We start from the raw sequence: 23,924 nt of genomic DNA on the forward strand, positions 1-23,924 counted from the left end.
CCGACGTGGCGGCCAATCTGATGTACCTGTCCGGGTACCTGTCTCCCGGCGAGGAAGCCGTCACGCTGGCGGCCGCCGTCACCGATGTGTACCGGGCGCTCCTCGCGAGCTCGGGATCGGAGGAGGCGAGGCACGCGCTCGCCACCGCCCTGAACAACCTCGCCGCCCGCCTGACCGCCGCCGGCCGATCGGACGAGGCGCAGGCCGCCACCCGCGAGGCGCAGACCCTGTCGCCCCAGCCGTAGGACCTCTCGCCCCATCTCACCGCTTGGGGGCCGGGCGAGGCGCTGCTCCGCGTCGCCGCGCGCTTCGAGCGGGGCCACGTACAAGGGAAGATCGTCCTGGCCGTCCACCGATGAGGGCCTCTAGCCGGTGCGCAGCACCGCCTGGATCTCGAGCTGAATCCGCACCAGGTCGCCGAGAAGCATGCCGCCACCGGGAAGGGGGCTGTTGAAGCTGACGCCGAAATCGTGACGGTTGATCTCGGTGGTGGCCGAATAGCCCGCGCGCACACCCCTGTCGGGGCTGGCGGGGTCCGGCGTGAAGCCGAGGACCTCAAGCTCCAACGAGACCTGCCGGGTAACGCCTTTCAGAGTCAGCTCACCCTCAAGAGTGAAGTGATCGCCGTCGTCCCTCACCCGTGTTGACCGGTAGGTCAAATAGGGATTTTCGGCAACATCGAAGAAGTCGGCGGAGCGCACGTGCTCGTCCCGCTGGGCGTTGCCGGTGTCGATGGAGCCGAGTTCGATCGTGGCCGAGACGCTGGAGTCCAGGGGTGACTCCCCTGTCACGATTTCGGCCCGGAACGCGTTGAAGCGGCCGTGGACCTTGCTGATCCCGAAGTGCCGCACGCTGAAGCCGACGAGCGAGTGCGCGGGGTCGATGTCCCACGTCCCGGCGACGTATCCCGGAATGTGGACGGCTGAGGTGGTCATGGGGTCTCCCTGTCTGGTTTGACCGTACGCTCTCCGGCCGATGACGGATGTCGCGTCGGAACCGAGCCCATCGTGCGCACCCGGCCTCGCCACCAGCAAGAAGGCACTTTTTCCTCACCGCGGGCACATGGAGGTGACCTACGCCGGCGATCTCCACTGGACCTACCTGGAGAGTGGGATATTCTTTCCCTGTGTGGTGTCCTGCCCCGGAGGTGGAGGCCGCATCGTGAACACCTCCGATGGCGACCTGGGGCGCGAACGGGTTCCCGCGCTCCTGGCCGCGCGCGACGACGCGACCTGCCGGGTACGCGAGGTCCTGGACCGGGTCGGCGAGAAGTGGGCGATCAGCGTCATCGCCGAGCTCGGCAAGGAGCCGCGGCGCTTCAACGAGCTGCGGCGCGCCATCCCGGGCGTCAGCCAGCGCATGCTCACCGCGACCCTGCGGGGGCTGGAACGTGACGGCCTCGTCACCCGTGCCGTGCATCCGGTGGTGCCGCCCCGTGTCGAGTACGAGCTCACCCCGCTCGGCGAGACCCTGCTGGACACCGTGTCGGCGCTGCTCGGCTGGGCCCTCGATCACATCGACGACATCGACAAGGCCCGCATCGAGTACGACGCGCACTAGAGATTCTGGATCGCCCTGATCTGCCCGATGTCGGCCGCCGCAGCGAGCACGTCCTCGTTGTGCGAACTGGCCGGGCTGGTAGTCCCCGGCCGGCTCACTCCGTCCTGAGGATCCGGGAGACCGCGAGGCGGGCCATTGAGCGGGCGGGCTGGGCGGCGATGGCCGCGGCGGCCGCCAGGGTCACGGGGGCAATGAGGGCCAGCGTCGCGACCGGGACCGGGGGCACGTAGACCATCGGGGTGTAGTCATGGGTCACCAGGCGCCAGAGCCCCCGGCCCGCGATCAGGCCGAGGGGGACGCCGGCGAGCAGGCCGAAGGCGCCGAGCGTGCCCGCCTGGGTCAGCATGATCAGGCGCGCCTGGGGGCGCGTCATGCCGAGGGCCCGCAGGACCGCGATGTCGTGCCGCCTCCTGCGCCCCGTGATCGTCACCGCGTGCGCGGCGGCGGCGACGGCCAGCGCGGCCAGGAAGACCGCGAGTGCCGCCGGCAGGATCCGGACGTCCCTGACCTCGCTCATCTGCGGCGGCATGATCGCGGGTACCAGGCCGATCTTAGGGCCCACCAGCCGGGACAGCCGTGCGGCGGCGGCGCCGGCGTCGGCGCCCGGGCGGAACACGACCAGGCCCAGGTGCAGGTCGAAGGTCCGGAAGACCCGGTCGTAGCCCGCGGCCGTGACCAGGGCCCCGTCGTCGTAGGTGTTGGAGACGCCGATGGGCAGGAACCCGATCGCCGAGACCCGGAAGTCGGCCGACGCCTTCCGCCCGGTGATCCTGACCACGTCACCGACCCCGGCCCGCAGGCGCTCCGCCGTGGTGACGCCGAGCAGGACGTCGGCGTCGGTCACCGGGGGGTGGCCGCTCACCACGACCGACGGGACGGCGTTCCGGACGGGCCTCGACCCGTACACCACATAGGCGTTGCCTCCCGTGGAGGCCGCGCCGACGCGCGCGTCGGCGACGGCCAGCACGTCGGGGTGAGCGGCCACCTTGGGCAACACCCCGGCCGAACCCTCCCCGTTGTACCCGAGGAAGACGAGGAGGTGATGGGTCTGCCCGAACCGCTCGGGATGCTCGGACGCGTCCTGCACGCCGGCGGAGAAGGTGAACGCGGCCGTCACGCCGAGGACCCCCGCCAGCGTCCCGAACAGCGCGGAACGGATCGGGAGCCCCTGCCCGCGGCCCAGTGCGTACCGGAGACCGGTCACCACCGGCACCGGCAGTCCGGCCCGCGTGGCCGCCGACACCAGGGCCGACGCGGGCGGCGTCCGGGTCCGTACGGCGGCGGACCGCGCGATCCGGGCGGCGACGACAGTGGTGACCGCGACCAGCAGGGGGACGACGACCAGCGGCGGCAGCAGGACCACCGGATCGAAATCGGCCCCCGGACGGGGCTCGAAGTTGGCGGCGGCCCCGATCGGCATCCAGGGGGAGGCGGCCGCCGCTCCCAACACTCCGAGGACCGTCCCCGCGGTCGTGGCCGCGACCGGCCCGAGGGCCGCCGCGAGGGCCTCCTGCCGGGGCGTCAGCCCGCTCGCCCGCAGGGTCCGCAGGTCGGCGAGGACGCCGCCGGTCGACCGCAGGAGATGCTGCCCGACCAGCAACGTCGCGGCGGCGAGGGCGGCGATGGCGAACGCGAGCAGGCTCACCGCCTCGTAGTCCAGCAGTTGGTCGTAGTGCCGTCCCGTCTCGGCCAGGGTGTCGATCTGTACCGGGTGTCCAATGAGCGTGGCCATCTGCGTCCGGAGCCGCTCCACTCCGGCGGCGCCGTCCGCGAGCCTGACCAGGGCGATGGAGAATCCCTTGTGGTGAGCCCCCAGTAAGTTGTCACGATATTTCTGGAAAAGACCAGGTGACGGGAGCACGACACCAGGGCCGTCGACGCCGTCGAAGAAGTACGGCGACCTGATGATCCCCACGATGGTCGCCGTCACCGTCGGCCCGTGCCCGCCCCGCGTCGCCCCTCCGGACTCCGCGACGAGGTCGACCTCCTCGGGCGTGTCCAGCTGGATTCGGACGGTGTCCCCCACGCCCTTGCCGTACAACCGGGTGAACCGCCACTGCACCACGACCTCGTCCGCCCGGCGCGGATCCGGCAGCCGCCCCGCGAGCACCACCGGACGTTCCAGGTCCCGCCACATGGCGGCGTCCACGGGTGGCACGCACTGCCAGTTGAGCGGCATGTCGTCGACGTGGATCCCGGCGATCGCGTAGGGAGCGACCCCCTCGACCCCCGGCAGCGCGCGCACCCGGTTCCAGTCGAGATCCGGCTCCTGGTTGGACACCAGGGCGTCCGCGGGCCGGGTCACCGCCCGCAGTCTGTCGAGCGCGCTCGCCCCGCGGCGCGCCCCCGCCACCGCGGTCAGCACGGTGGCCAGCGCGAACGCCAATACGAGGGCCAGCGCAAGCATCGCCCGCCACCGCCGCCGCAGTTCCAGCGCGAGCCAGGCTCCCAGGAAACCCACGCTCAGACTCTGCTATGGCCCGGTCACGCGGTGAAGTGTGCTAGCACCACTCCGCACGGCCGCCGTCGTCGTCAGGACCGGGCGGTTTCGAGGAACCGGAGGAACGCGGCGAACGCCGCGTCCGTACGAACGGTGTCGCCGGTCGCGTCCCGGTCGAGCAGCAGACCGCGGACGACGGCCAGGGTCGTGGTCGCCAGAGCGGAGGCGTCGTCGCCGTGTCCCGTCCGCAGGCCCTCCTCCAGGACGTCCAGCCAGTCGGTGGTCGCGGCACGGCGGAACTCCGGCCACAGCGCGGGGTCGTCGTGGACGCGGGCGAACAGCCGGACGAACGACGCCCCCTCCGGGCCGGTCACCGTCGCCCAGGCCCGGCCGAGGGTCCGCTCGTACGGCTCGTCCCGCGGCGCCAGCGCCTCGCGGAACAGGTGGAGCTGGCGCCGCCGCGCCTCCCCCAGCACCTCGCGGAGCAGCCGTTCACGTGTGCCGAAGTGGTAGACGAGCATGCGCGGCGAGGTGCCGGCGGTGGCCGCCAGCGCGGGAAGGCCGGATCCCAGGCCGTGGGCCAGCACATGGTCTGTGCAGGCCGCCAGCAGCCGCTCCCTGATCTCCCGCTGCGGACGCCTGCCCATAGAAGCCCTTTCACGTAATGACCGTTACGCTTATTATGCGTCGGGAGGACGGGAGGGCAGACGTGCGGGTCGTGTTCGTCCATGGAGCCTGCGTACGGGACGGAGCGTGGTGGTGGCGGAGGACCGCCGCCCACCTCGCGGACGGCGGTGTGGTCTGCACCGCTCCGCCGTTGCCGAGCTGCGGGGAGACCGGACGGGCGCCGGGCGACGGCGGGCCGTCCCTGCCCGACGACGTGGCGGCGGTGCGGGCGCACATCGCGGCGTCGGACGAGCCCGCCGTGGTGGTGGCGCACAGCTACGGCGGCGTCGTCGTGAGCGAGGCGGCCGCCGGGCTCCCCCAGGTCCGCCACCTGCTGTTCGTCGCGAGCTTCCTCCCGGAGGCCGGTGAGAGTCTGGCCTCGTTCGGCGACGGCGCCCCCGCGCCGTACCTCGACCTGACCCCCGACGGCACCTTCGGCGTCCGGCGGGAGCTCGCGGCGCGGACGTTCCTGCAGGACTGCGCCGAGGAGGACGTCGAGCAGGGGCTCGCGAGGCTCGTCCGGCAGACGGCCGTCGCGACCGCGCAGCCGGTGGCGGCGGCGGCCTGGCGGCACATCCCGTCCACCTACCTGGTGTGCGCCCGCGACAACGGCACCCCGCCCGCCGTGCAACGCGCGCTGGGCCGGCGGGCCGGCCGGGTCGTGGAGGTCGACGCCGGGCACCACCCGTTCCTGTCCCGGCCCCGGGAGGTCGCGTCCCTGGTCCTGGAGCCGTGACCGCGCCCGTGCGCCTCACAGGTTCTCAGCTGGTGGCGCCCCAGGTGAGGGAGAGGCCGGTGGCGGCGCGTTCGGTGCGGATCTCCATCATGCTGCCGAGGATGGTGGCGTGGTCGGACACCACGGGCGTGGCGTCGAGCGCGTAGGTGATCCGGGTGCTGACGAGCACCGGACTGCCCTGCGGCTCGTGGAGGTGGCGGGCGGCGGCGGGGTCGAGCAGGCCGGGCCTGACCACCTCGGACGCCCGGGCGACCGTCACCCCCGCGTCGGTGAGGGCCGTGTAGAGGGAGACGGCGGTGAAGTCGCGGTCGCGGATCAGGTCGGCCACCGGCCGGCGGACCCAGGACACCTGGTGCACGGCGGGACGTCCCGCGAACTCGCGGACCCGCTCCAGCCGCAGGGCGGTGTCGCCGGGACGCAGCCGCAGCTCCGCGGCGATCCGGGCGGGAGCCCGGCGCACCGCCCGCCCGGCCACGGAGGTGCGCACGTCGTGGCCCTGTTGACGCAGGTCGTCGACCAGGCTGCGGAGCGAGTCGAGCTGGTACGCCAGGTGGGGCGGGGCGACGAACGTGCCCTTGCCGGGCTGCTGCACGATCAGCCTCTCGTCGCTGAGCTCCCGCAACGCCTGGCGCAGCGTCATGAGGGTCACCCCGTAGGAGGCGCTCAGCTCCCGTTGCGGCGGCAGGGCCTCACCGGGGGCGTAGTGTCCCGACCGGATCTTCGCGGCGAGGTCGGCGGCGATGGCGCGGTATCTCGCCTCGTGCCCGGCGGCGGCGGTCATCGTGGTCGGTCACACTCCTGGTCGAGGGCCTGCCGCAGGGTCGCGAGGAAGGCCCGCAGGTCGTCCGGCCCAGCCCCGTCGAGCACCCGCCGCATGACCGCGGCGCCGACCACCACGCCGTCGGCGTGCCGGCGGGCCTCGCGTGCCTGGTCGGGGGTGGAAATGCCAAATCCTAGCAAGACCGGCCGGTCGGTGACGCGCCTGATCCGCTCGGTGAGCTCGGCCGACGAAGCAGCGAGGGACGCCCGCTCACCGGTGGTGCCCATCAGCGACACCGCGTAGACGAATCCGCGGCTGCGGCCCGAGATCTCCGCCAGCCGCGGCTGCGGCGTCGCCGGCGACGCCAGCAGGACAAGCTCGATCCCGGCCGCCTCGGCCACGTCCGTCAGCTCGTCCGCCTCGTGCACCGGCAGGTCGGGCACGATGAGGCCGCCGACGCCGGCCCGGCGCAGCGCGGCGCAGAACGCCTCGGGACCGTCGTGCAGCACCAGGTTGTAGTAGGTGCTGACGACCAGCGGAACGCCCAGGTCCGGCAGGCCGGACAGGTCGGAGAGGATCCGCCGGGTGCTCGCCCCCCGGGCCAGTGCCGCCTCGCCGGCCTGCTGGATGGTGGCGCCGTCCAGCGTGGGGTCGGAGAAGGGCAGGCCGACCTCGATCGCGTCCGCCCCGGCTGCGGCGAACGCCGGCAGGTAATCCGTCCAGCCGGGCGTGATTCCCCCGGTGACGTACGGCATGAGCAGGCCGCGGCCGGTGGCCCGGCGGGCACGCAGGTGGCGTTCGACCGTACCCGCGGCCAGGGTGGGGTTCGTCACAGCAGCTCCTTGAAGGTTGAGACGTCCTTGTCGCCCCGGCCGGACAACGTCATCAGCACCGTCGATCCCGCGGGCAGGTCGCCGTCGCCCGCCGCGCGGATCACCCAGGCGAGGGCGTGCGCCGATTCGAGCGCCGGGACGATGCCCTCGGCGCGCGCCAGCCGTACCGCCGCGCCGAGCGCCTCGTCGTCGCTCACCGTGACGTAGCGGGCCCGGCCCAGGTCGCGCAGGTGAGCGTGCTCCGGGCCGACACCCGGGTAGTCGAGCCCGGCGGCGATGGAGTGCGCCTGGGTGATCTGCCCGTCGTCGTCCTGCAGGAACAGCGAACGGCAGCCGTGCAGGACGCCGAGCCGGCCGCGGGCCGCCCCGGCTCCGCCCTCCGCCTCGACCCCGACCAGGCGCGCCGAGGTGTCGGCGAATCCGGCGAACGTGCCGGCCGCGTTGGAGCCGCCGCCGACGCACGCGACGACGTGGTCCGGCACGCCGGTCCGCAACTCGGCGGCGCACTGCGCGCGAGCCTCGTCGCCGATGACCCGCTGGAACTCCCTCACCATCCAGGGGTACGGATCCGGACCGACGACCGAGCCGATGCAGTAGTGCGAGTCGCCGGTCGCGCCCACCCAGTGCCGCATGGCCTCGCTGGTCGCGTCCTTGAGGGTACGGCTGCCCGTGGTCACCGGGACGACCTCGGCGCCCAGCATGCGCATCCGGAAGACGTTCAGCGCCTGCCGCTCGATGTCGCGCTCGCCCATGAATACCGTGGCCTCCAGGCCGAGCAGCGCGGCGGCGGTCGCGGTGGCCACCCCGTGCTGTCCCGCTCCGGTCTCGGCGATCAGCCTGCGCCGTCCCATCCGGGTGGCCAGCAGGGCCTGGCCCAGAACGTTGTTGATCTTGTGGGATCCGGTGTGGGTGAGATCCTCGCGCTTGAGGTACAGCTCCACGCCCAGCGCGTCCGACAGCCGGCGGGCCGGGGTGAGCGGCGTCGGGCGTCCGGCGTGCACGGCGAGCAGCCGCGCCAGGTCGCCGCGGAACCCCGGGTCCGCCCAGGCCTCCCGGAACGCCTCGTCCACCTGGCGGCACGCCTCCACCAGGGACTCGGGCGCGTACCGCCCGCCGTACTCGCCGAATCGCCCACGTGCTCGGGGCTCGCCCATCGTCCGGTCGCGCGGGACCGGCTCACGCCACGGCGGCACAACTTGCATGCCACGCTCCGATCGTTCTAGAACTCCTTGAATGAGTTCTATAACAGTGACACAGGCGACGTGGCGGCGCCACCAGACGTGCCGGTAAGAAACGTGTCATGAGTCCAGACGAGCGTGGTGCTCAAGCGGGTGCTCGGGGTGGCGGCCGGTGTGGTCAGCCTGAAGATCGAGAATCTCGCATGCTCAGCGTGATGTGCGGGAACTGCACCGGCACGGGTGGTTGGTCCGCCTGTATGTTCCACGCTTCCCCCGTCCTGCCGGAGTCGAGGACGTGTTCTGCTGCCGCGGCGACGTGGTCGGGTTCGGCGATTGCGATTCCGTACCCCGTGAGCGTGCCGCGGTGGACGGCGACGAGACGGGTGTCAGTGAACCCGGGGCACAGTGCGTTGACGGTGATCCCATCGGGCTGCAGGAGCAGCGCCAGCGAGCGGGTGAGACCGATGAGCGCGTGCTTGGCCGTCGCGTAGTACGGGTCGGGAGATGCCGTGACGCCCGCGAGGCTCGATGTGATCACGATGGCGCCGCCACACTGGCGCAGGTGGGGTATCGCGGCGTTCGCGCCGTAGACGGGGCCGTCGAGGTTGACGCGCATCGAGCGGTGATACTTCTCGGCGTCGAAGTCGTCGCCGAGACCCTGCTCGCCGGGGATGCCGGCGTTGAGACAGACCGTGTCGAGCCGGCCGAAGCGGTTCACCGCCTCGGCGACGGCGGCCTGGTTGTCCTCCAGGACGGCGACGTCGGCCTGGACGAAGTGGCAGCCAGTCCGCGCGGCCAGGTCAAGTCCCTCACCGCGGTCGACGTCGGCCACCGCGACCTGGTGGCCCGCAGCGGTGAAGCGGCGAACCATCGCCGCGCCGATGCCGTGGGCCCCGCCGGTGACCAGGATCACGCGCGGGTCAGCCATGGTTCCTCATCAGGGCCAGGGCGCCGCTGCGCCTGCCGTGCACCATCACAGCGCCCTGGGCGAGCGCGATCAGGACGATCAGTGCCCCGGTGCCCGCAGCGGGCACGCTGTCCACGGTGAGGGTGTAGGCGAACACCACCCGGATCGCCGCGTCGAGCAGGAACGCCGCCCCCCACGCGAGGCTGGCCAGCATCACCCAGCGCCGGAACACCCGGTTGCCGGCCCACAGCGAATCGACCCGTCGCGCGACACCGGCGGGGCTGACCTTCCCGGCCACGTCCAGCAGGAACGGCCGCCCGGTGGCCAGCGAGCCGAGGATCCACAGCCCGACCGCCCCGGTCAGCCAGCTCTCGCGGGCCAGCAGCACGCGGGCATCGCCGGTGACGAACGCGACCAGCAACGACAGTGCCATGCTGACGATGACGAACACTCCGGTCGCGTCGAGGCGGCGCTGCCTGGCCCACGTCCAGCCGATCCCGGCCGCGGGCGCGAGGGCGGCCAGCAGCAGCGCCAGCCACTGGTTCACCCCGGCGCCGCGCGCCAGGTAGAACACTGCCAGCGGGATGACGACGTCCAACGCCAGCGCGAGCACCGCGCCCGAGCGCCGCTCACCGGTCACGGCCGTGCCTCCTGCGTGGTCGCGTGCCGGAAAAGCGACACCAGGTCCCGCGCGTAGGCGTCGAGATCGAGGTCCGGGATGACGCTGAGCTGCGGGCCGATGACGTCGATGGCCGCGCGGACGGTCATGGCCATGGTGCGCGTGCTGAAGTCGCGGAACTCGCCTGCGCGCTGGCCGCGTTCGAGGATCGCCTGCAGCGGCGCCAGGCTCGTGCCGTACACGGACGCGTCGTGCGGCAACCGGGTCCGACCGTCCGCGTCGGTGAAGTTCATCGCGATCGCGGTCAGCACCCGTACCTGTTTGCGGTGCGTGTCGATGTAGGCGACGTTGGCCTCGATGTAGGTCTGGAGCTCCGCCGCCGCGCTTTGCCCGCTTGTCGTCCGCTCCGCCATGAACTCGGCGCCCTGCCGCAGGACCGAGGCGAACACCTCGTGGATGAGCTCCTCACGGCTGGTGAAGTGGTAGAAGATCGTGGTTTTGGTGACGCCTGCCCGTTTGGCGACCTCCGCCAGCGACGCCTTGGGCAACCCGAGCTCGGCGATGGCATCGATGGCGCACTCCACCAGTTGCGCGCGGCGCGCGATGTCGACGAACGTCCGCTCCGACTTACCGTTCGGTATTTTTTCTGACCGCACGGTAATCACCGTAGCACGCCACCTCCCGGCAACGACGGACCGGTTCGTCGTCGCGGTGGACGACCGGTCAACGGCGCACCCGATAACGCAGGTGAAGCACCCGGTTGCCCCGAATCACCACGTCAGGATCCTCCAGCAGGTGCTGGGCGTGGACCGACCCGAAGTAGCGCTTGCCGGACCCGAACACGACGGGTACGACGTCCATGCGCACCTCGTCGATCAGGCCCGCGGCGAGCACCTGGCCACCGACGTCGCCGGCGGCGACCTCGACCATGCGGTCACCCGCAAGCTCCTGCGCCGTGGCCACGGCTGCCTCGACGCCGTCGACGAAGTGAAACGGCGCCTCGGGGTCCCAGCCCTCGGGCTGCGGCCGGTGTGTCACGACGACCACGTGGTCGATCCCGCTCGGCGGCTTCCCGTCCCAGCCGTCCGTCAGGTCGAAGACGTGGCGGCCGACGATCGTGACTCCGATCTGGTCCCAGTACGCCCGGGTGTAGTCGTAGGACGTCTGCGACACCTTCAGCTCGCCGCTCTCGTCCAACGGGACGTCACCGCTGGACAACCAGTCGAACAACGGCCCGGGCTGGTCATTCTCGTCCGCGACGAAGCCGTCCACCGACACCGAGCTGTACATGACCACCTTGCCCACGGGGCTCTCCTCTGCTTCGGGGTGCCCAAATTAGCGTGTCGTGAGCTGCCGCTCTTGTACGAAATCAATCGGCCGGCAGCGGCCAGCCGTCCATCACGTGGCCGGGATGTTCGCGCAGGAACCGCCGCCGGACTTCGATGTACCGGGTCGGCGTGAGCCCGGTGAACGCCCGGAACTCGTGGCCGAAGTGGGCCTGGTCGAAGTAGCCTGCGCCACCGGCGAGGTCGCCCCAGTCGATCGGTCCGGCGGGGTCGATCGCGAACACGGCGGCGGTGAAGCGGTAGGTGCGGGCCAGCCGCTTCGGCGTGACGCCGATGAGCTCCTTGAACCGCTGTGCCAGATGAGTGCTGCTGACACCGGCTGCCACGCCTAGGTCGCCGATCGCCACCGCCCCGCTGGTCGCCGCGATGACGCCGCTCGTATGGCGGACCAGCCCCAGGCCGGCGGTCTCGCACAGCCGACGCATCAGCTCCTCCTCGAGCAGCGTCAGCATCTCGTGCGGCCCGGCCGCCGTGGCCAGCCGGTCCCGCAGCTCAGCAACGGCGGGCCGGCCCCAAACCTGCTCCACCGTCACCGGCCGGTCACACAGCTCGGCCGCGGGCATCGGCAGGAACGGCGCCGGCCCCCACGGCTTGAAGTGCACGCCGACCGACCGGGTCCCCGGCGGATAGCCGAACTCGAAGGCGCGGGTGGGCATGGTGATCACGCAGCCGTCGGCGTACTCGGCCGTCTCGATGTCGGTGCCGGCCCGGATGCGGAACGGCGCCCCGAGGTTGACGATGAGCAACGCCGCCGGCATCGGCGGCAGCATCAGCCGGGCGTACGGTGGCGCACCCTCCAGGTAGTAAAGGTCGTCGATCAGCCCGTCCAGCGGCGGTCGCGGCACTCGGGACACGTACTCCACGCCCGCAGTATCGCCGACGCCCCGCCGCGGCATCGAGCGCCGAACGGTCCAGCCTGTGCTGAACCGCACCGCCGATGGGAGGTACGGCTGACGTTGTTCCGGCCTCTATCGGCAACCGAACAGCACGCAGTCGACCACGAGATCAACCAACTGCTGCTGTTCCTGTCGCACCGCTGAACACGACGAGCAACTCCCGCCCAGAACTCCGCCGGACAGACCGCGATCAAGCCCTCGCCGGGGGCTTGAGGAGTGGTAGGAGGGTCACCTGGATGTGGTCTGCACAGCGATCTCTCTGGCCGGGGGCTGGTCGGCCGGGTCGGCTTTCTGGCGCGCGCTGCGCAGTGCGGTCTCGACACGGCGATTGCTGGTCATGGTCGCGGTGACGGCGGTCACGGTGAGCAGGAGGCCGGCGGCGGCGTAGAGCGGGGTGCGCAGGTCGAAGGTGGTGGCCAGCCAGCCGCCGAGGAAGGCGCCGAAGGGGGCGGCGCACATGGCGAGCATGCGGGAGGTCGAGGCGACGCGGCCCATCAGGGGGGCCGGGACGATGGCCTGCCGGAGGGAGGGGCCGAGCACCATCGTCGCGCCCATGCCCGCCCCGCAGACAGCGAGCGCGAGCCCGGCCACGTACGGGTTCGGGGCGGAGGCGAGCCCCAGGATGGCGAGGCCCTCGATTGTGGCGGTGCAGGTCAGCGCGGTGCCGGTGCCCAAGCGCCGGCCGAGGAAGGAGGCGATGCCCGCGCCGAGCAGGCCGCCGGTGGCCTCGGCGGTGAGGAGCAGACCGAAGCCGAAGGCGCCGACGCCGAGACGTTCGCGGGCGAACAGGGCCAGGATGGTCTCCACGGCGAGGAAAGCGACGTTCCCGACCGCCGGGCGGAGTGCGAGCCCGAGCAGCAGCCGGTCCTGGAAGACGTAGGAGGCCCCGGCCCGCGCCTGCCGGAGCAGCGACTCGCGGGCGCGTGCGGCCGGCCGCGGCACGGCGGGCAGCGACCGGACGAGCAGTGCGGACAGCGCGAACGACACCGCGTCGGCGAGCAGCGGAACCGCACGTCCGAGCGCGAGCAGCGCACTGCCCGCAGGTGGCCCGGCGAAGCCGGACGCCGCGGTCTGGGCGCCGCGCAGGCGAGCGTTGGCGCGCTCCAGGAGCGTAGGGTCGCGGCCGAGCATATCCGGCACGTACGCCGTGGCGGCCGTGTCGAAGAACAGCCCGCCGAGGGCGAGCAGGAACGCGAGGGCCGCCAGCAGCGGGATGCTCAGCACGTCGAGCGCCGCCGCAGCAGCGGGTATGACGAGCAGCACCGCACGCGCGGCGTCCGTGACCCACATCGTGCGGCGGCGGTCCCAGCGGTCCACCAGCGCACCGCCGAGCACCCCGAAGAGCAGCCAGGGTAGTGTCCCTGCGGCCGTGACGACGGCCAGCGCCATCGGATCCCGGGTCAACGTCACTGCCAGCAGCGGCAGCGCGGCATGCGTCACGCCGTCACCGAGCGAGGACACCGTCTGCGCGGTCCACAGTCGCCCGAAGCCAGCCGGCAGCTTCGCTCCATCATTGATCGGGTTTGATGTCATTTGGCGTCCTCCTCGACCTGCTGGCGCGGAGTCGGCCGGAACAGCGCGAAGATCAGCGACACGTCTGGAAGCGATGGATCAGACAGCGCCCGGTACTCATCCGCCAGTGCCTGCAGGCGCGCCCCCAGCTCGGTGAACTGCTCCTCGGTTAATCGCAGATGTGCCATTCGTACGTGCCGCTCACCATCCACCGGTGACGCCTCCAGGTCCGCCACCGCACTCCGCAGCAGCACGTCCGGCTGCCCCGGCCCTGGATGCGGCAGCTCGATCGACCGCGCGGCCATCGCGTAGTACCGCTCGGTGACCCCTCTCACTTTCCGCGTCTCCACCACCTTCACCAGGCCGGCCCGCTCCAGCAGCCGCACGTGATAGCTGGAACTCCCCTTCGCGAGACCCATCCGCTGGGCGATCTGCGTGATCGTCGCCGGTTCGAAGCGGAGCAGGGCCATGATCCGGTGACGCGTGAGATTGGAGACGGCGCGTAGCTGCTCGTCAGTGGTGACGTGAAACGTCTCGGGGAGATCATCGGTAGACACGCGGACAATGGTCAACGATCCTTGACCATTGTCGCAAGGAGTTTGGGCCTAGCGATATGGAACCGGCAGACCACTCAGCGCAGGACGGCCGCCAGCAGGTCGGCCCCCAGCGCGGTCAAATCGGGCAGATTAACGGTGTAACGGACGTAACGGCCCTGCCGCCGGGCCGTGAGCAGGCCCGCGCGGCGCAGGACAGCGAGGTGGCGGGAAACCTCCGGGGGCGACAGTTCCCAGGCGTCGGCCAGCTCACCGGTGGTGTGCGGGCCGCGGGCCAGGGTGCGCAGCAGCCGCAGCCGTACCGGATGCGCGAGTGCCTCCAGCCGTAGCGTGACCGTTTCCAGCGACACCGGCTCCGATGGACCTGCCTCGGCCACGGGGTACTGCACCACCGGTTGCCACCCGGGCGCGTGGACCACCACCAGATGCGGACGGCCGAAGACGCTGGGGAGGAAGGTGACCCCGCTGTCGTGGGCGGCCGTCGCGTTGTCCAGCAGCTTGTCCACGACGATGCGGTCGCCGTCCGGCGACAGGGTGACGGCGCTGGAGATCGACGCGAGTGCCGCCCCGATGCCCTGGCGCTTCAGCAGGTCGTTCTTCAGGCGCAGGTCGGCGGCGAGTCGTCCGGCGACGCCCGTCCAGGCGGCGTCGAAGAAGGCCTCGGCGCACTGTTCGAGGGTGTGACGCACCCGCGACCGCACGGCTGCGGGGTCCGCGAGCAGTCGTTCCGCGAAGGCCTCCTGGAGTGCGCCGCGGGCCTGGGCGAGGTCCAGGGCCCGCTCGCGCGCCGTCGCGTCGGCGAGCGGTGACGGCGCGGCGAAGTGGACCCGGTTGCTGCCGCACGTGGTGATGAGCGCGGCGGTCACATAGGTTTCGTCGTCGATCCGGTCGACGTCGTCCAACTCCTCGGCGAGGGTCAGCCGGGGACGAGCGGGGACCAGGAAGTCGGCTCGTGAGGAACGCCAGAGGAACTCCGCCTCCCTGAGCCGCTCGGCCAGCTCAGGCCGCAGCCCGGCCCAGACGTCGGCGGCCCATCCGGCGAGCTGCGGGTGATGCCCGGGTTCGGCCAGGACGTGCAGCATCGCGGTCAGCTCGGCCAGCGGGGAGGCGGCGAACCGCAGTCGCCCGGACGGCAGGCCGCCGATGTCGATCCTCAACGTCATGCTCTCATCATCGCTGGTCGGACGGCCGGCGACCGCGTCGGTTGACGGTGTCCGTCAATCGACGCAGTCGACCCGGCGGCCCAACGCATCGTTGACGCCATGGCAACCACCACCAAGATCGAGCCGCGTGCCCTCGTCCGTGCCTCCGGAGGCCCCCGCTATGCCGTCGCCCTGGCCGTGGACGCTCTCGGCACCGGCATGCTGCGGCCCTTTCTGCTGCTCTACGGCGTGACGGTGCTGAGGCTCTCGGCGCCGGCCACCGGCATCGCCATGACGGCCGGCGTCGTCGTGGGTCTGGTGTGCATGCCCGCGGTCGGCCGATGGCTGGACCGGGGCGCACGCAGCACGGTCGTGGCGGCGTCGATGCTGGTGCGGGTGCTGGGGGTGGCGCTCCTGCTGGCCGCCCCGGCGGGGCATGTCTGGCTGTTTTCGACGGCGGCACTCTTCCTCGGCATCGGCAACCAGGCGTGGCCTGTGGCCCATGCGGCCCTCGTGGCCACGGTCGCCCACGGCCGCGAACGTGACGCCGCTCTCGCGGGAGGCCGCGCCCTGCGCAACGCCGGCCTTGGCGCGGGCGCCCTCCTCGCCACCGCATGCCTGGCGGGCGGCGCCACCGCGTTGCAGGCGCTGGCAGCCGTCACCGGGCTCGCCTATCTCGGCGCGGCGGCCTTGGCATGGTCGGTCCGCCTGCGCACGCATCCGGCTGCTCATCCGGACAGGGCGGACGGGCCCGCACCCCGGATGCGCGCGCTGCTGGCCGCCAACGTGATCTACGTCTTCTGCCTCAACGTCCCCGAAATCGCGCTCCCCCTGGTCCTGGTGACACAGATGCATGCGTCCCCGGTGTGGTCGGCGGCCATCTTCGTGGCGAACACCGTGCTGGTGGTCACCCTGCAGGTTCCGGTCACCGTCCTGGTGTCCCGCTTCTCCCGGCGGACCGTGCTGGCTCTCGCCGGCGTGGTAATCGCCGCGTCCTACCTCGGCTTCCTCGCGGCCACCTCACTCGGACACGGCTGGAGTGCCGCGGCGGTCGCCGCGGTGTCCGTGGTCTGCACCATCGGCGAGATCGTCTACGCCGGCAGCGCCACCGCGCTCGTCACCGCCCTCGCCCCGGCCCATCTCCTGGGACGCGCCCTCGCCCGCTTCCAGCTCTCCACGGGCTTCGGCCTCGCCGTCTCCCCGGCGGTCATCACCGCTCTCGCCTCCCGCGGCTCGGCCCCCCTCTGGGGCAGCCTCGCCGCTGCGACGCTCCTGTCCGCCTCCGCCGTCGCCACCGAGAAAGGATCACGGCACCAGCGGATCGCAACCTGACTCCAAGTGGGAACCAAGCGGCCCTCCCTACCGTGACCGCGTGTGGCCGGCGTGCGGAGACGGACGCCGGTCGAGGCAGGAGGAAGCAAGAGACCTCCTCGGGTCCCCGATGGGAAGAACGTCATGAAACTCGTGTACAAGATCCTGGCTTACCTCGTCGCGGTCGAGGTCGCCGTACAGGCGAGCATGGTGGTCCTCGCCGACGCCGGGCTGGGCAAGTGGGTCGAGCAGGGCGGCGTGCTCGACAAGGCGGCCATGGAGAGCGACGCGTCGCCCTTCCCCGAGGTCGTCGGCTTCATGGTCCACGGCATCAACGGCATGATGGTCATCCCGCTGATCGCGCTGCTCCTGCTGATCTCGTCGTTCTTCACCGGGCTCCCCGGAGCGGTGAAGGCGGCCGGCCTGGTGGTCCTGCTCGTCGTGGTCCAGGTCTCCCTGGGCCTGCTCGGCCACGAGATCTCCGCCCTGGGCGCCCTGCACGGCGTCAACGCCCTGCTGCTGTTCAGCGCCGCCGTCTACGCCGCCCGGCGCGGCCGCGCCGCGTCCGTGACCGCGCCCGCCCAGTCGCAGGCCCGCGTCGGGACCGCCGGCTGACGGCAGTCGCATGAACGAGACCCGCCGTCGTGGCGCCCGCGTCCGCCTGGCCGTCGCGGGCGCCGCGACCGTCGCCCTGCTCGGCCCGCTGGTCTGGCTGTGGGTGGGGAGTCTGACGCCGGACACGTACTCCGTGATGGACATGGGGTACGCCGACTACGGGGGCCGGACACCGGCCCCCGCGGCCGGCCTCCCGGACCACTCCGCTCACCTGATGGGGGCCGGCATGCACGGGCACGCCGGCCACACCCCCGCGGGCCGCAGCGTCACCTCGTTCACGCCCGACCCGGGCCGCCCGGCCGACGTCGCGGTGACGCTGACCGCTCGCCGGGAGCGTTTCCGGCTGGCCGGCGGCCGCTCGGTGGACGGCTACACGCTCAACGGCACCTCGCCCGGCCCGGTCATCCACGCGACCGCCGGGCAACTGGTGCAGGTCACGCTCGTCAACGAGTCCGTGCCGGACGGCATCACCCTGCACTGGCACGGCCTCGACGTGCCCAACGCCGAGGACGGGGTCGCCGGCGTGACCCAGGACGCGGTCAGGGTGGGCGGGTCGTTCGTCTACCGCTTCGTGGCCGACCAGGCCGGCACCTTCTGGTACCACTCCCACCAGGTCTCCCACGAGCAGGTCCGCCGCGGTCTGCTCGGCGCCCTGGTGGTGGCTCCGGCGGTGCGCCCACCCGCCCGTACGGTCGACACCGTGGCGCTGCTGCACCTCTACGACGGGGCCAGGACCGTCAACGGGCGCGAGGGCGACGTCCGCGTGCGGGCGCTTCCCGGCGACCGTGTGCGGGTCCGCGTGATCAACACGGAGAACGGCGAGACGCCGGTGTGGGTCGGCGGCGCGCCGTTCCGGCTGGTCGCCGTCGACGGCACCGACCTGAACGAGCCCTCTCCGGTACGGGACGCCGCCGTGCCGGTGACGGCGGGAGGCCGCGCCGACATCGAGGTGACCATGCCCGCGGACGGCGCGCCGGTGCGGGTCCACATCGGCGGCCCGACCGGCGTCGTGCTCGGCTCCCGCTCGTACGACCCGCCCGCCGCCCCCCGGCCCACGACGACGCTCGACCCGCTCTCCTACGGACGGCCGGCGCCGATCGGCTTCGACCCGGACAGTCCGGATCGGCGCTTCACCTACGACATCGGGCGCCGCCCGGGCTTCCTTGACGGGCGTCCCGGCGTCTGGTGGACGATCAACGGCCACATGTTCCCCGACGTGCCGATGTTCGTGGTGGCGGAGGGCGACGTGGTGCGGGTGCGCATCGCGAACGACAGCGGCGAGCCGCACCCCATGCACCTGCACGGCCACCACGCCGTCGTGCTGGCCCGCGACGGCGTACGCGCGACGGGAAGCCCGTGGTGGGTGGACTCGCTCGACGTCGGCGACGGGGAGACCTACGACATCGCCTTCGTCGCCGACAACCCCGGGATCTGGATGGACCACTGCCACAACCTGCCGCACGCGACCGAGGGGCTGGTCGCCCACCTGATGTACGAGGGGGTCACCACGCCGTTCACCGTCGGCGGGCCTGACGGCAACGCGCCGGAGTGACCCCCGTGGCGTCAGGCCGGGGGGACGTTCTGGTTGAGCCGGAACAGGTTCTCCGGATCCCATGTCCGCTTGATCCGGGCCAGCCGGTCGTAGTTGTCCCCGTAGGCCCGGCGAACCCCCTCCGGCCCCTCGTCGCCGAGGTGGTTGACCTCCACCCCGGTCGCCCATGACCGGGTCGCCGCCCAGGTCCGGTCGGCCCAGTCGGCGTGCCGGCGCGGGTCCTCGTCGCCCGCCCGCCAGGCGGCCCCGATCTCCAGGCAGTAGGAGGCCTCCCGGTGCCGGAAGGCGGTGGCGTCGGTGGCGACCCTGCCCGCGGCGCCGCCCATCGGCAGGAGGAGGACCCCGCTGTCCGGCGAGGTCAGGCCGCCGCCGGCCTCGACCACGGCGTCGATCAGGTCTCCGGTCAGTCGTCCGCCCAGGTGAGAGCGCATGTGGTAGGGCGTGGGCCGTCCCTGCGCGTCGAACATGTGCTGGAGGACCTCGAAGGTGGTCGGCTCGACCAGGTCGGCGAAGGGCCTGCCGGCTCCGCGCACCGCCGCGAGCGCGCGCTCCCCGTCGGCGAGGGGCCCGACATGACACATCGCCAGCGCGAGCACGGGCCTGCCGTGGAGCTCCTCCGGCACGAACGGCGCGGGCGGGGCGGCGAGGACCGCGGCCGCGACGTTGACCTCGTCGGGAGCGCCGGCGCCGTACTCGGAGAGGAACCGGAGCACGTCGGCCGCGTCGTCCAGCCGGTGCAGGACCATCCCGGCGAGCAGCAGGTCGACCGGGTGCAGGCGCAGGGTGAACTCGAGGACGATCCCAAGATTCCCCCCGCCGCCGCGCAGGCCCCAGAACAGGTCCTCGTTCTCGTCGGCGCTCGCCCGGACGACCCGCCCGGAGGCGGTGAGGACGTCGGCCGCGACGAGGTTGTCGCAGGCCAGCCCGAAGATCCGGGAGAACCAGCCGTTGCCCCCTCCCAGCGTCAGCCCGGCGACGCCCACGTCGGCCACGTGGCCGCCGACCGGCGCGAGGCCGTGGCGCGCCGCCGCCGCTGCGAGCTCGCCCCATCGGACACCGGGACCGACCACGGCCGTCCGCCGGCCGGCGTCGACGGCGATCTGCTTCATCGGACCGAGGTCGAGGACGAGGCCTCCCTCGGTCGTCGAGAAGCCGGGGAAGCCGTGCCCGCCGCCGCGTACGGCGAGCTCGAGACCGGTCTCACGGGCGAGCGCCAGCGCCGCGACGGCGTCGTCCCGGGTACGGCAGCGGGCGATCGCGGTGGGTTTGCGGTCGATCGACTGGTTCCAGACGCGGCGGGCCGACTCGTAACCGGCGTCCTGGGGCAGGATCACCTCGCCGTCGAAGCCGTCGGCCAGGGTGCGTAACGCGATCTCGGGGTGCACGTCCCCTCCCTTACCTGGGCAAACGGAGCCGACGGTCACGCCTCCCCGACGTCCCGAAAGCCGCCGGCGGGCAGGACCGTCCACGAGGACATCGCGGTGGATCTTTGGGTCGTTCCGCCGAGACGGGACATTCGCGGCGGTAGGCGCACCTTCCGGCTGTCCCGACTCCGCCGTTCAGGCGCTTGTTAAATCGCGTTGAACTATTTGCCCCGGTATTGCCTAAACCGACAAGATCGACCACGATACTTCCCCGGAAGTTCACCTGAACCCCACTAATCCCTTTTCCCCCCTGTGGGTGCCTCTGTGCCCACATAGGAGAGCTTGTGTCACTCCCGCACATCCGGCGTGCGGTCCTGATCGGGACCGCCGCCCTCGCCCTGCTGCTCCCGCAGAACGCCGCGTCCGGCGCAGCATCGGCCACACCCGGACCGGACAAGGTCGATCGGGTGGTCCAGAACGACCTGTCCGCTCACGGAAAGGCCACCTTCTGGGTACGGCTCAAGGACCGCGCCGACCTCGGCGCCGCCCGTACGGCGAAGAACAAGAACGACAAGGGGCGGCAGGTCTACCGGCTGAAGTCGGAGACCGCCGCGTCCTCCCAGGCCGGCCTGCGCAAGCTCCTCACGAAGGCGCACGCCGATTTCACCCCCTTCTGGATCGTCAACACCGTCAGGGTGACCGGTGACGAGAAGCTGGCCGCCGAGATCGCCGCGCTGCCCGAGGTGACGGCGATCGAGCCGTCCCGTACCGTGCCCCTGCCCGACCCGCAGCCGGCCAAGGCGCAGGCCGCGGCCGCCTCCGTCGAGTGGAACGTCGACCGCATCAACGCCCCGAAGGTGTGGAACGAGCTCGGCGACCACGGCGAGGGCGTCGTCATCGCCAGCATCGACACCGGCGTCCAGTGGGACCACCCCGCCCTGATCTCCCACTACCGCGGCACCCAGCCGGGCGGCGCCGTCGACCACAACTACAACTGGTTCGACCCGGCGCACGCCTGCCCCGACCAGGCGCCGTGCGACGACCGCGGCCATGGCACCCACACCATGGGCACCATGGTCGGCGGGGACGGCGGGGACGGCGGGGCCAACGGCATCGGCGTCGCCCCCGGAGCCAAGTGGATCGCGGCCAAGGGCTGCCTCACCACGGGGTGCCCCGACTACACGCTGCTCGCCGCCGGGCAGTGGATCCTCGCGCCCACCGACCTGAACGGCCAGAACCCCCGCCCCGACCTGGCGCCCGACATCGTCAACAACTCCTGGGGCGGCGAGGGCATCAACCTCTGGTACAAGGACATGGTCGAGGCGTGGGTCGCCGCCGGCATCTTCCCCGCCTTCTCCAACGGCAACTCGGGGCCGGCCTGCGGCACCACCGGCACGCCGGGCGGGTACGTCGCCAGCTACAGCGCCGGGGCCTTCGACTCCAGCGGCAACATCGCGTACTTCTCCTCGAAGGGCCCGGGCGAGAACGGCGAGATCAAGCCGAACATCTCGGCCCCCGGCGTCGACATCCGCTCGGCGGTGCCCGGCAACGGGTACGGGCTGAAGTCGGGCACCTCGATGGCCAGCCCGCACGTCGCCGCAACCGTGGCGCTCATGTGGTCGGCCTCCCCCTATCTGCGGGGCGACATCGAGAGCACCCGGGCGCTGCTCGACCACACGGCGATCGACGTCGACGACGAGGGCTGCGGCGGCACCGCCGCGGACAACTTCGTCTGGGGCGAGGGCATGCTCGACGCGTACGCGGCCGTCAAGGCGACCCCCGCCGGTGAGCTGGGCACGCTGACCGGGACGGTCACGTCCGGCGGCTCCCCCGTCACCGGCGCGACCGTCGAGGTCTCCGGCCCGCTGGACCGCACCGTCTCCACCGCGCAGGACGGCACCTACAGCCTGCCCCGCCTGCTCAGCGGCGACTACGAGCTCACCGTGCGCAAGTTCGGCTACGACGACGTCACCCGGACCGTCACCGTCGGCACCGACAAGACGGTCACCGAGGACGTGACGCTCACGGCCGAGACCCTGAGCACGGTGTCGGGAACGGTCACCAGCGTGGGCCTGCCCGAGGCGGGCGCCACGGTGACCGCCGCGGGCACGCCGGCCACCGCCGTCACCGACGCCCGCGGCCACTACGAGCTGCAGCTGCCGCACAAGACCTACGACCTGAAGGTCGCGGCGGACTCCCTGTGCGCCGAGGACGCCACCGTGCCCGTCACGGTGACCGGCGAGATGACCAGGGACATCGAGCTGGCGAGCCACATCGACGGGTTCGGCCACACCTGCAGGAGCGGCGCCGAGCCGTACGTCGAGGGCACCCACCTGGAGCCCCTCAGCTACGACGACGACACCCAGAAGATCACGCTGCCGTTCGCCTTCCCGTTCTACGGCAAGACCTACACCAGCGGCCTGGTCAGCACCAACGGGTTCCTGAGCTTCGGCGACAACACCTACTCCTTCCCGACCCACGGGTCGCTGCCCTCCGGCGCCGACCCGAACGCCGCCATCTATCCGTACTGGACCGACCTCGGCCTGTTCGAGGGCGAGGGCGCGCTCTACACCGCCACGATCGGCACCGCGCCGAACCGCACCTTCGTGGTGGAGTGGCGCAACGCCCGGTTCTACGGCGTGGACGCGCTCATCTCGTTCGAGGCGCTGCTCGGTGAGGACGGCTCCGTCGGGTTCCGCTACCGCGGGATCGACAGCGGCTTCGAGGCCGGGGAGAAGGCCACGGTCGGCATCGAGAACGGCGACGGCACCGACGCGTTCCAGTACTCGTTCGACAGCCCGGTCCTGCGCGACGGCCAGAGCCTGACCATCGCGGCCCGCGGGCACGGTCTGGTCGCCGGCACCGTCACCGACGCCAACGACGGCGGCCCGCTGGCCGGCGCGACCGTGAAGGTCGACGACGTCGCCTTCACCACGGGCCCCGACGGCGCCTTCCTCGGGCAGGTGCCCGCCGGCGACCACCACGTGGAGATCTCGGCGGACGACTACGGCACCATCACCAAGGAGGTCAGCGTCGCCGCCGGCGGGCGGACCCAGGTGGACGCCGCCCTGGCCACCGGCCGGGTCACCGCGTCCACGGGCCAGGTCACCCTGGTGATGCCGGCCTCGGCCACCAGGAACGCGACCTTCGACCTGTCCAACCTGGGCTCCGACGCGACGTACACCGTCGAGAACGACCCGGCGCAGACCTGGCTCAGCGTGACCCCGGCGAGCGGGAGCATCAAGGCGGGCGCGTCCGTGACGCTCCGGGTCACCGCCTCCAGCGCGGACCTGTCCCCCGGCGCCGTCCGCACCGGCGTGCTGCTCGTGCGCTCGTCGAGCGGCCGGGCGCCGGTCGTCCCGGTCAGCGTGGTCGTCGTGGTGCCGAAGGTCCAGGTCGCCGTCGAGGCGGGCGGCGGCAAGAACGTGGTCGACGCGGCCGGCGACACGTGGACCGCCGACCGGGAGTACACCCCTGGCGGGTACGGCTACGTGGGCGACGACACCAAGGCGAGCACGTCGTCCGCCGATGTCAAGGGCACGTCCGAGCAGGGACTGTTCCGCAGCGCCAGCGAGGACATGCGGGCCTACCGGTTCGACCGTCTTCCGGACGGCGTCTACACCGTGGAGCTGGGCTTCGCCGAGACCCGGCACAAGAAGCCGGGCAAGCGCGTCTTCGACGTCGCCGTCGCGGGCATCCCGGTCATCCAGGGGCTCGACCTGGCCAAGGAGGCCGGTGAGAACACGGCGGTGACGCGCCAGTACACGGTGAAGGTCACCGGCGGCCGGCTCGACGTGGTCTTCCGGCCCCACGAGGGCGACCCCATCGTGAACGCGATCCGGGTCACCGAGCGTCCGGACAAGGCGGGCGCGTAACCCCCGAGACCGGCCCGCCTCTCCGGCGGGCCGGTCTCCCCCGCACGGCATACTCGTG

General features: G+C 72.1%; 22 protein-coding genes. 7 read left to right on the top strand and 15 right to left on the bottom strand.

What is annotated here, in order from left to right:
- Nucleotides 1-245, top strand: a 245-nt coding sequence (locus tag Mco01_RS29410) for a hypothetical protein (RefSeq protein WP_204060110.1), incomplete at its 5' end; no start/stop codon positions are given.
- 120 nt (nt 246-365) lie between these two features.
- On the opposite strand, the gene Mco01_RS29415 is transcribed toward Mco01_RS29410, so the two are convergent.
- Nucleotides 366-935, bottom strand: coding sequence for a YceI family protein (locus Mco01_RS29415; protein WP_204060111.1), 570 nt, complete (start codon nt 933-935; stop codon nt 366-368).
- 226 nt (nt 936-1,161) lie between these two features.
- On the opposite strand from Mco01_RS29415, the gene Mco01_RS29420 reads away from it, so the two are divergent.
- Entirely contained in the window at nt 1,162-1,560 is a 399-nt protein-coding gene (locus Mco01_RS29420) for a winged helix-turn-helix transcriptional regulator (protein WP_239103997.1), read from the top strand.
- Between the two features lie 94 nt (nt 1,561-1,654).
- On the opposite strand, the gene Mco01_RS29425 is transcribed toward Mco01_RS29420, so the two are convergent.
- Together Mco01_RS29425 and Mco01_RS29430 are read right to left on the bottom strand one after the other, a co-directional pair.
- A complete protein-coding gene (locus Mco01_RS29425; RefSeq protein WP_204060113.1) occupies nt 1,655-4,021 on the bottom strand; it encodes an ABC transporter permease in 2,367 nt (788 codons plus the stop codon).
- Nucleotides 4,022-4,092: 71 nt separating this feature from the next.
- Entirely contained in the window at nt 4,093-4,647 is a 555-nt protein-coding gene (locus Mco01_RS29430; protein WP_204060114.1) for a TetR/AcrR family transcriptional regulator, read from the bottom strand.
- A gap of 62 nt (nt 4,648-4,709) precedes the next feature.
- Between Mco01_RS29430 and Mco01_RS29435 the strand changes: the two genes are divergently transcribed.
- Entirely contained in the window at nt 4,710-5,402 is a 693-nt protein-coding gene (locus Mco01_RS29435; protein ID WP_204060115.1) for an alpha/beta fold hydrolase, read from the top strand.
- A 25-nt stretch (nt 5,403-5,427) separates the two neighbouring features.
- Here the strand turns inward: Mco01_RS29435 and Mco01_RS29440 are convergent, their stop codons facing one another.
- The 11 genes from Mco01_RS29440 to Mco01_RS29490 form a co-directional block, all read right to left on the bottom strand.
- A complete protein-coding gene (locus tag Mco01_RS29440; protein WP_204060116.1) occupies nt 5,428-6,183 on the bottom strand; it encodes a GntR family transcriptional regulator in 756 nt (251 codons plus the stop codon).
- A complete protein-coding gene (gene trpA / locus Mco01_RS29445) occupies nt 6,180-6,995 on the bottom strand; it encodes a tryptophan synthase subunit alpha (protein WP_204060117.1) in 816 nt (271 codons plus the stop codon). The genes Mco01_RS29440 and trpA overlap by 4 nt, the downstream gene beginning before the upstream one ends.
- The gene (trpB, locus tag Mco01_RS29450; protein WP_204060118.1) at nt 6,992-8,197 is read right to left on the bottom strand and encodes a tryptophan synthase subunit beta; all 1,206 of its coding nucleotides are present in this window, start codon (nt 8,195-8,197) and stop codon (nt 6,992-6,994) included. The genes trpA and trpB overlap by 4 nt, the downstream gene beginning before the upstream one ends.
- A gap of 154 nt (nt 8,198-8,351) precedes the next feature.
- Nucleotides 8,352-9,101 carry an SDR family NAD(P)-dependent oxidoreductase gene (locus Mco01_RS29455; RefSeq protein ID WP_204060119.1) on the bottom strand — a complete coding sequence of 250 codons (750 nt, stop codon included), beginning with the start codon at nt 9,099-9,101 and terminating at the stop codon, nt 8,352-8,354.
- A complete protein-coding gene (locus Mco01_RS29460) occupies nt 9,094-9,720 on the bottom strand; it encodes a VC0807 family protein (RefSeq protein WP_204060120.1) in 627 nt (208 codons plus the stop codon). Before Mco01_RS29460 ends, Mco01_RS29455 begins: the two co-directional genes overlap by 8 nt.
- Nucleotides 9,717-10,364, bottom strand: a complete 648-nt coding sequence (locus Mco01_RS29465; RefSeq protein ID WP_204060121.1) for a TetR/AcrR family transcriptional regulator — start codon at nt 10,362-10,364, stop codon at nt 9,717-9,719. Before Mco01_RS29465 ends, Mco01_RS29460 begins: the two co-directional genes overlap by 4 nt.
- 58 nt (nt 10,365-10,422) lie before the next feature.
- The gene (locus tag Mco01_RS29470) at nt 10,423-11,004 is read right to left on the bottom strand and encodes a dihydrofolate reductase family protein (RefSeq protein WP_204060122.1); all 582 of its coding nucleotides are present in this window, start codon (nt 11,002-11,004) and stop codon (nt 10,423-10,425) included.
- 64 nt (nt 11,005-11,068) lie between these two features.
- Nucleotides 11,069-11,908, bottom strand: coding sequence for a helix-turn-helix domain-containing protein (locus tag Mco01_RS29475; protein ID WP_204060123.1), 840 nt, complete (start codon nt 11,906-11,908; stop codon nt 11,069-11,071).
- Between the two features lie 261 nt (nt 11,909-12,169).
- Complete coding sequence (locus Mco01_RS29480; RefSeq protein WP_204060124.1) at nt 12,170-13,474, bottom strand: MFS transporter; 1,305 nt, start codon at nt 13,472-13,474, stop codon at nt 12,170-12,172.
- On the bottom strand, nt 13,471-14,025 hold the full coding sequence (locus Mco01_RS29485; RefSeq protein WP_204060125.1) for an ArsR/SmtB family transcription factor: 555 nt from the start codon (nt 14,023-14,025) through the stop codon (nt 13,471-13,473). Before Mco01_RS29485 ends, Mco01_RS29480 begins: the two co-directional genes overlap by 4 nt.
- Nucleotides 14,026-14,084: 59 nt before the next feature.
- Complete coding sequence (locus tag Mco01_RS29490; protein ID WP_239103998.1) at nt 14,085-15,170, bottom strand: helix-turn-helix domain-containing protein; 1,086 nt, start codon at nt 15,168-15,170, stop codon at nt 14,085-14,087.
- 99 nt (nt 15,171-15,269) lie between these two features.
- Here Mco01_RS29490 and Mco01_RS29495 point away from each other — a divergent pair, with 99 nt between their 5' ends.
- From Mco01_RS29495 to Mco01_RS29505, 3 genes are all read left to right on the top strand, one after another.
- Nucleotides 15,270-16,481 (top strand): MFS transporter, encoded by a 1,212-nt coding sequence (locus Mco01_RS29495; RefSeq protein ID WP_204060126.1) that lies wholly within the window; start codon nt 15,270-15,272, stop codon nt 16,479-16,481.
- Between the two features lie 123 nt (nt 16,482-16,604).
- Entirely contained in the window at nt 16,605-17,075 is a 471-nt protein-coding gene (locus Mco01_RS29500; protein ID WP_204060127.1) for a hypothetical protein, read from the top strand.
- Nucleotides 17,076-17,085: 10 nt separating this feature from the next.
- Nucleotides 17,086-18,627 carry a multicopper oxidase family protein gene (locus tag Mco01_RS29505; RefSeq protein WP_204060128.1) on the top strand — a complete coding sequence of 514 codons (1,542 nt, stop codon included), beginning with the start codon at nt 17,086-17,088 and terminating at the stop codon, nt 18,625-18,627.
- Nucleotides 18,628-18,638: 11 nt separating this feature from the next.
- Here Mco01_RS29505 and Mco01_RS29510 read toward each other — a convergent pair whose 3' ends face one another.
- Entirely contained in the window at nt 18,639-20,012 is a 1,374-nt protein-coding gene (locus tag Mco01_RS29510; RefSeq protein WP_204060129.1) for an FAD-binding oxidoreductase, read from the bottom strand.
- A gap of 323 nt (nt 20,013-20,335) precedes the next feature.
- On the opposite strand from Mco01_RS29510, the gene Mco01_RS29515 reads away from it, so the two are divergent.
- Nucleotides 20,336-23,866, top strand: coding sequence for a S8 family serine peptidase (locus Mco01_RS29515; RefSeq protein WP_204060130.1), 3,531 nt, complete (start codon nt 20,336-20,338; stop codon nt 23,864-23,866).
- The last annotated feature ends 58 nt before the right edge of the window (nt 23,867-23,924 follow it).

The organism is Microbispora corallina, from assembly GCF_016863035.1.
GTDB classification, from domain to species: Bacteria; Actinomycetota; Actinomycetes; order Streptosporangiales; family Streptosporangiaceae; genus Microbispora; species Microbispora corallina.

What these genes read in the sequence shown, in the direction of transcription:
- Mco01_RS29415 (WP_204060111.1), bottom strand. Translation starts at nt 935, where the DNA reads ATGACCACCTCAGCCGTCCACATTCCGGGATACGTCGCCGGGACGTGG.
- Mco01_RS29430 (WP_204060114.1), bottom strand. Translation starts at nt 4,647, where the DNA reads ATGGGCAGGCGTCCGCAGCGGGAGATCAGGGAGCGGCTGCTGGCGGCC.
- Mco01_RS29440 (WP_204060116.1), bottom strand. Translation starts at nt 6,183, where the DNA reads ATGACCGCCGCCGCCGGGCACGAGGCGAGATACCGCGCCATCGCCGCC.
- trpB (WP_204060118.1), bottom strand. Translation starts at nt 8,197, where the DNA reads ATGCAAGTTGTGCCGCCGTGGCGTGAGCCGGTCCCGCGCGACCGGACG.
- Mco01_RS29455 (WP_204060119.1), bottom strand. Translation starts at nt 9,101, where the DNA reads ATGGCTGACCCGCGCGTGATCCTGGTCACCGGCGGGGCCCACGGCATC.
- Mco01_RS29480 (WP_204060124.1), bottom strand. Translation starts at nt 13,474, where the DNA reads ATGACATCAAACCCGATCAATGATGGAGCGAAGCTGCCGGCTGGCTTC.
- Mco01_RS29490 (WP_239103998.1), bottom strand. Translation starts at nt 15,170, where the DNA reads ATGACGTTGAGGATCGACATCGGCGGCCTGCCGTCCGGGCGACTGCGG.
- Mco01_RS29495 (WP_204060126.1), top strand. Translation starts at nt 15,270, where the DNA reads ATGGCAACCACCACCAAGATCGAGCCGCGTGCCCTCGTCCGTGCCTCC.
- Mco01_RS29500 (WP_204060127.1), top strand. Translation starts at nt 16,605, where the DNA reads ATGAAACTCGTGTACAAGATCCTGGCTTACCTCGTCGCGGTCGAGGTC.
- Mco01_RS29505 (WP_204060128.1), top strand. Translation starts at nt 17,086, where the DNA reads ATGAACGAGACCCGCCGTCGTGGCGCCCGCGTCCGCCTGGCCGTCGCG.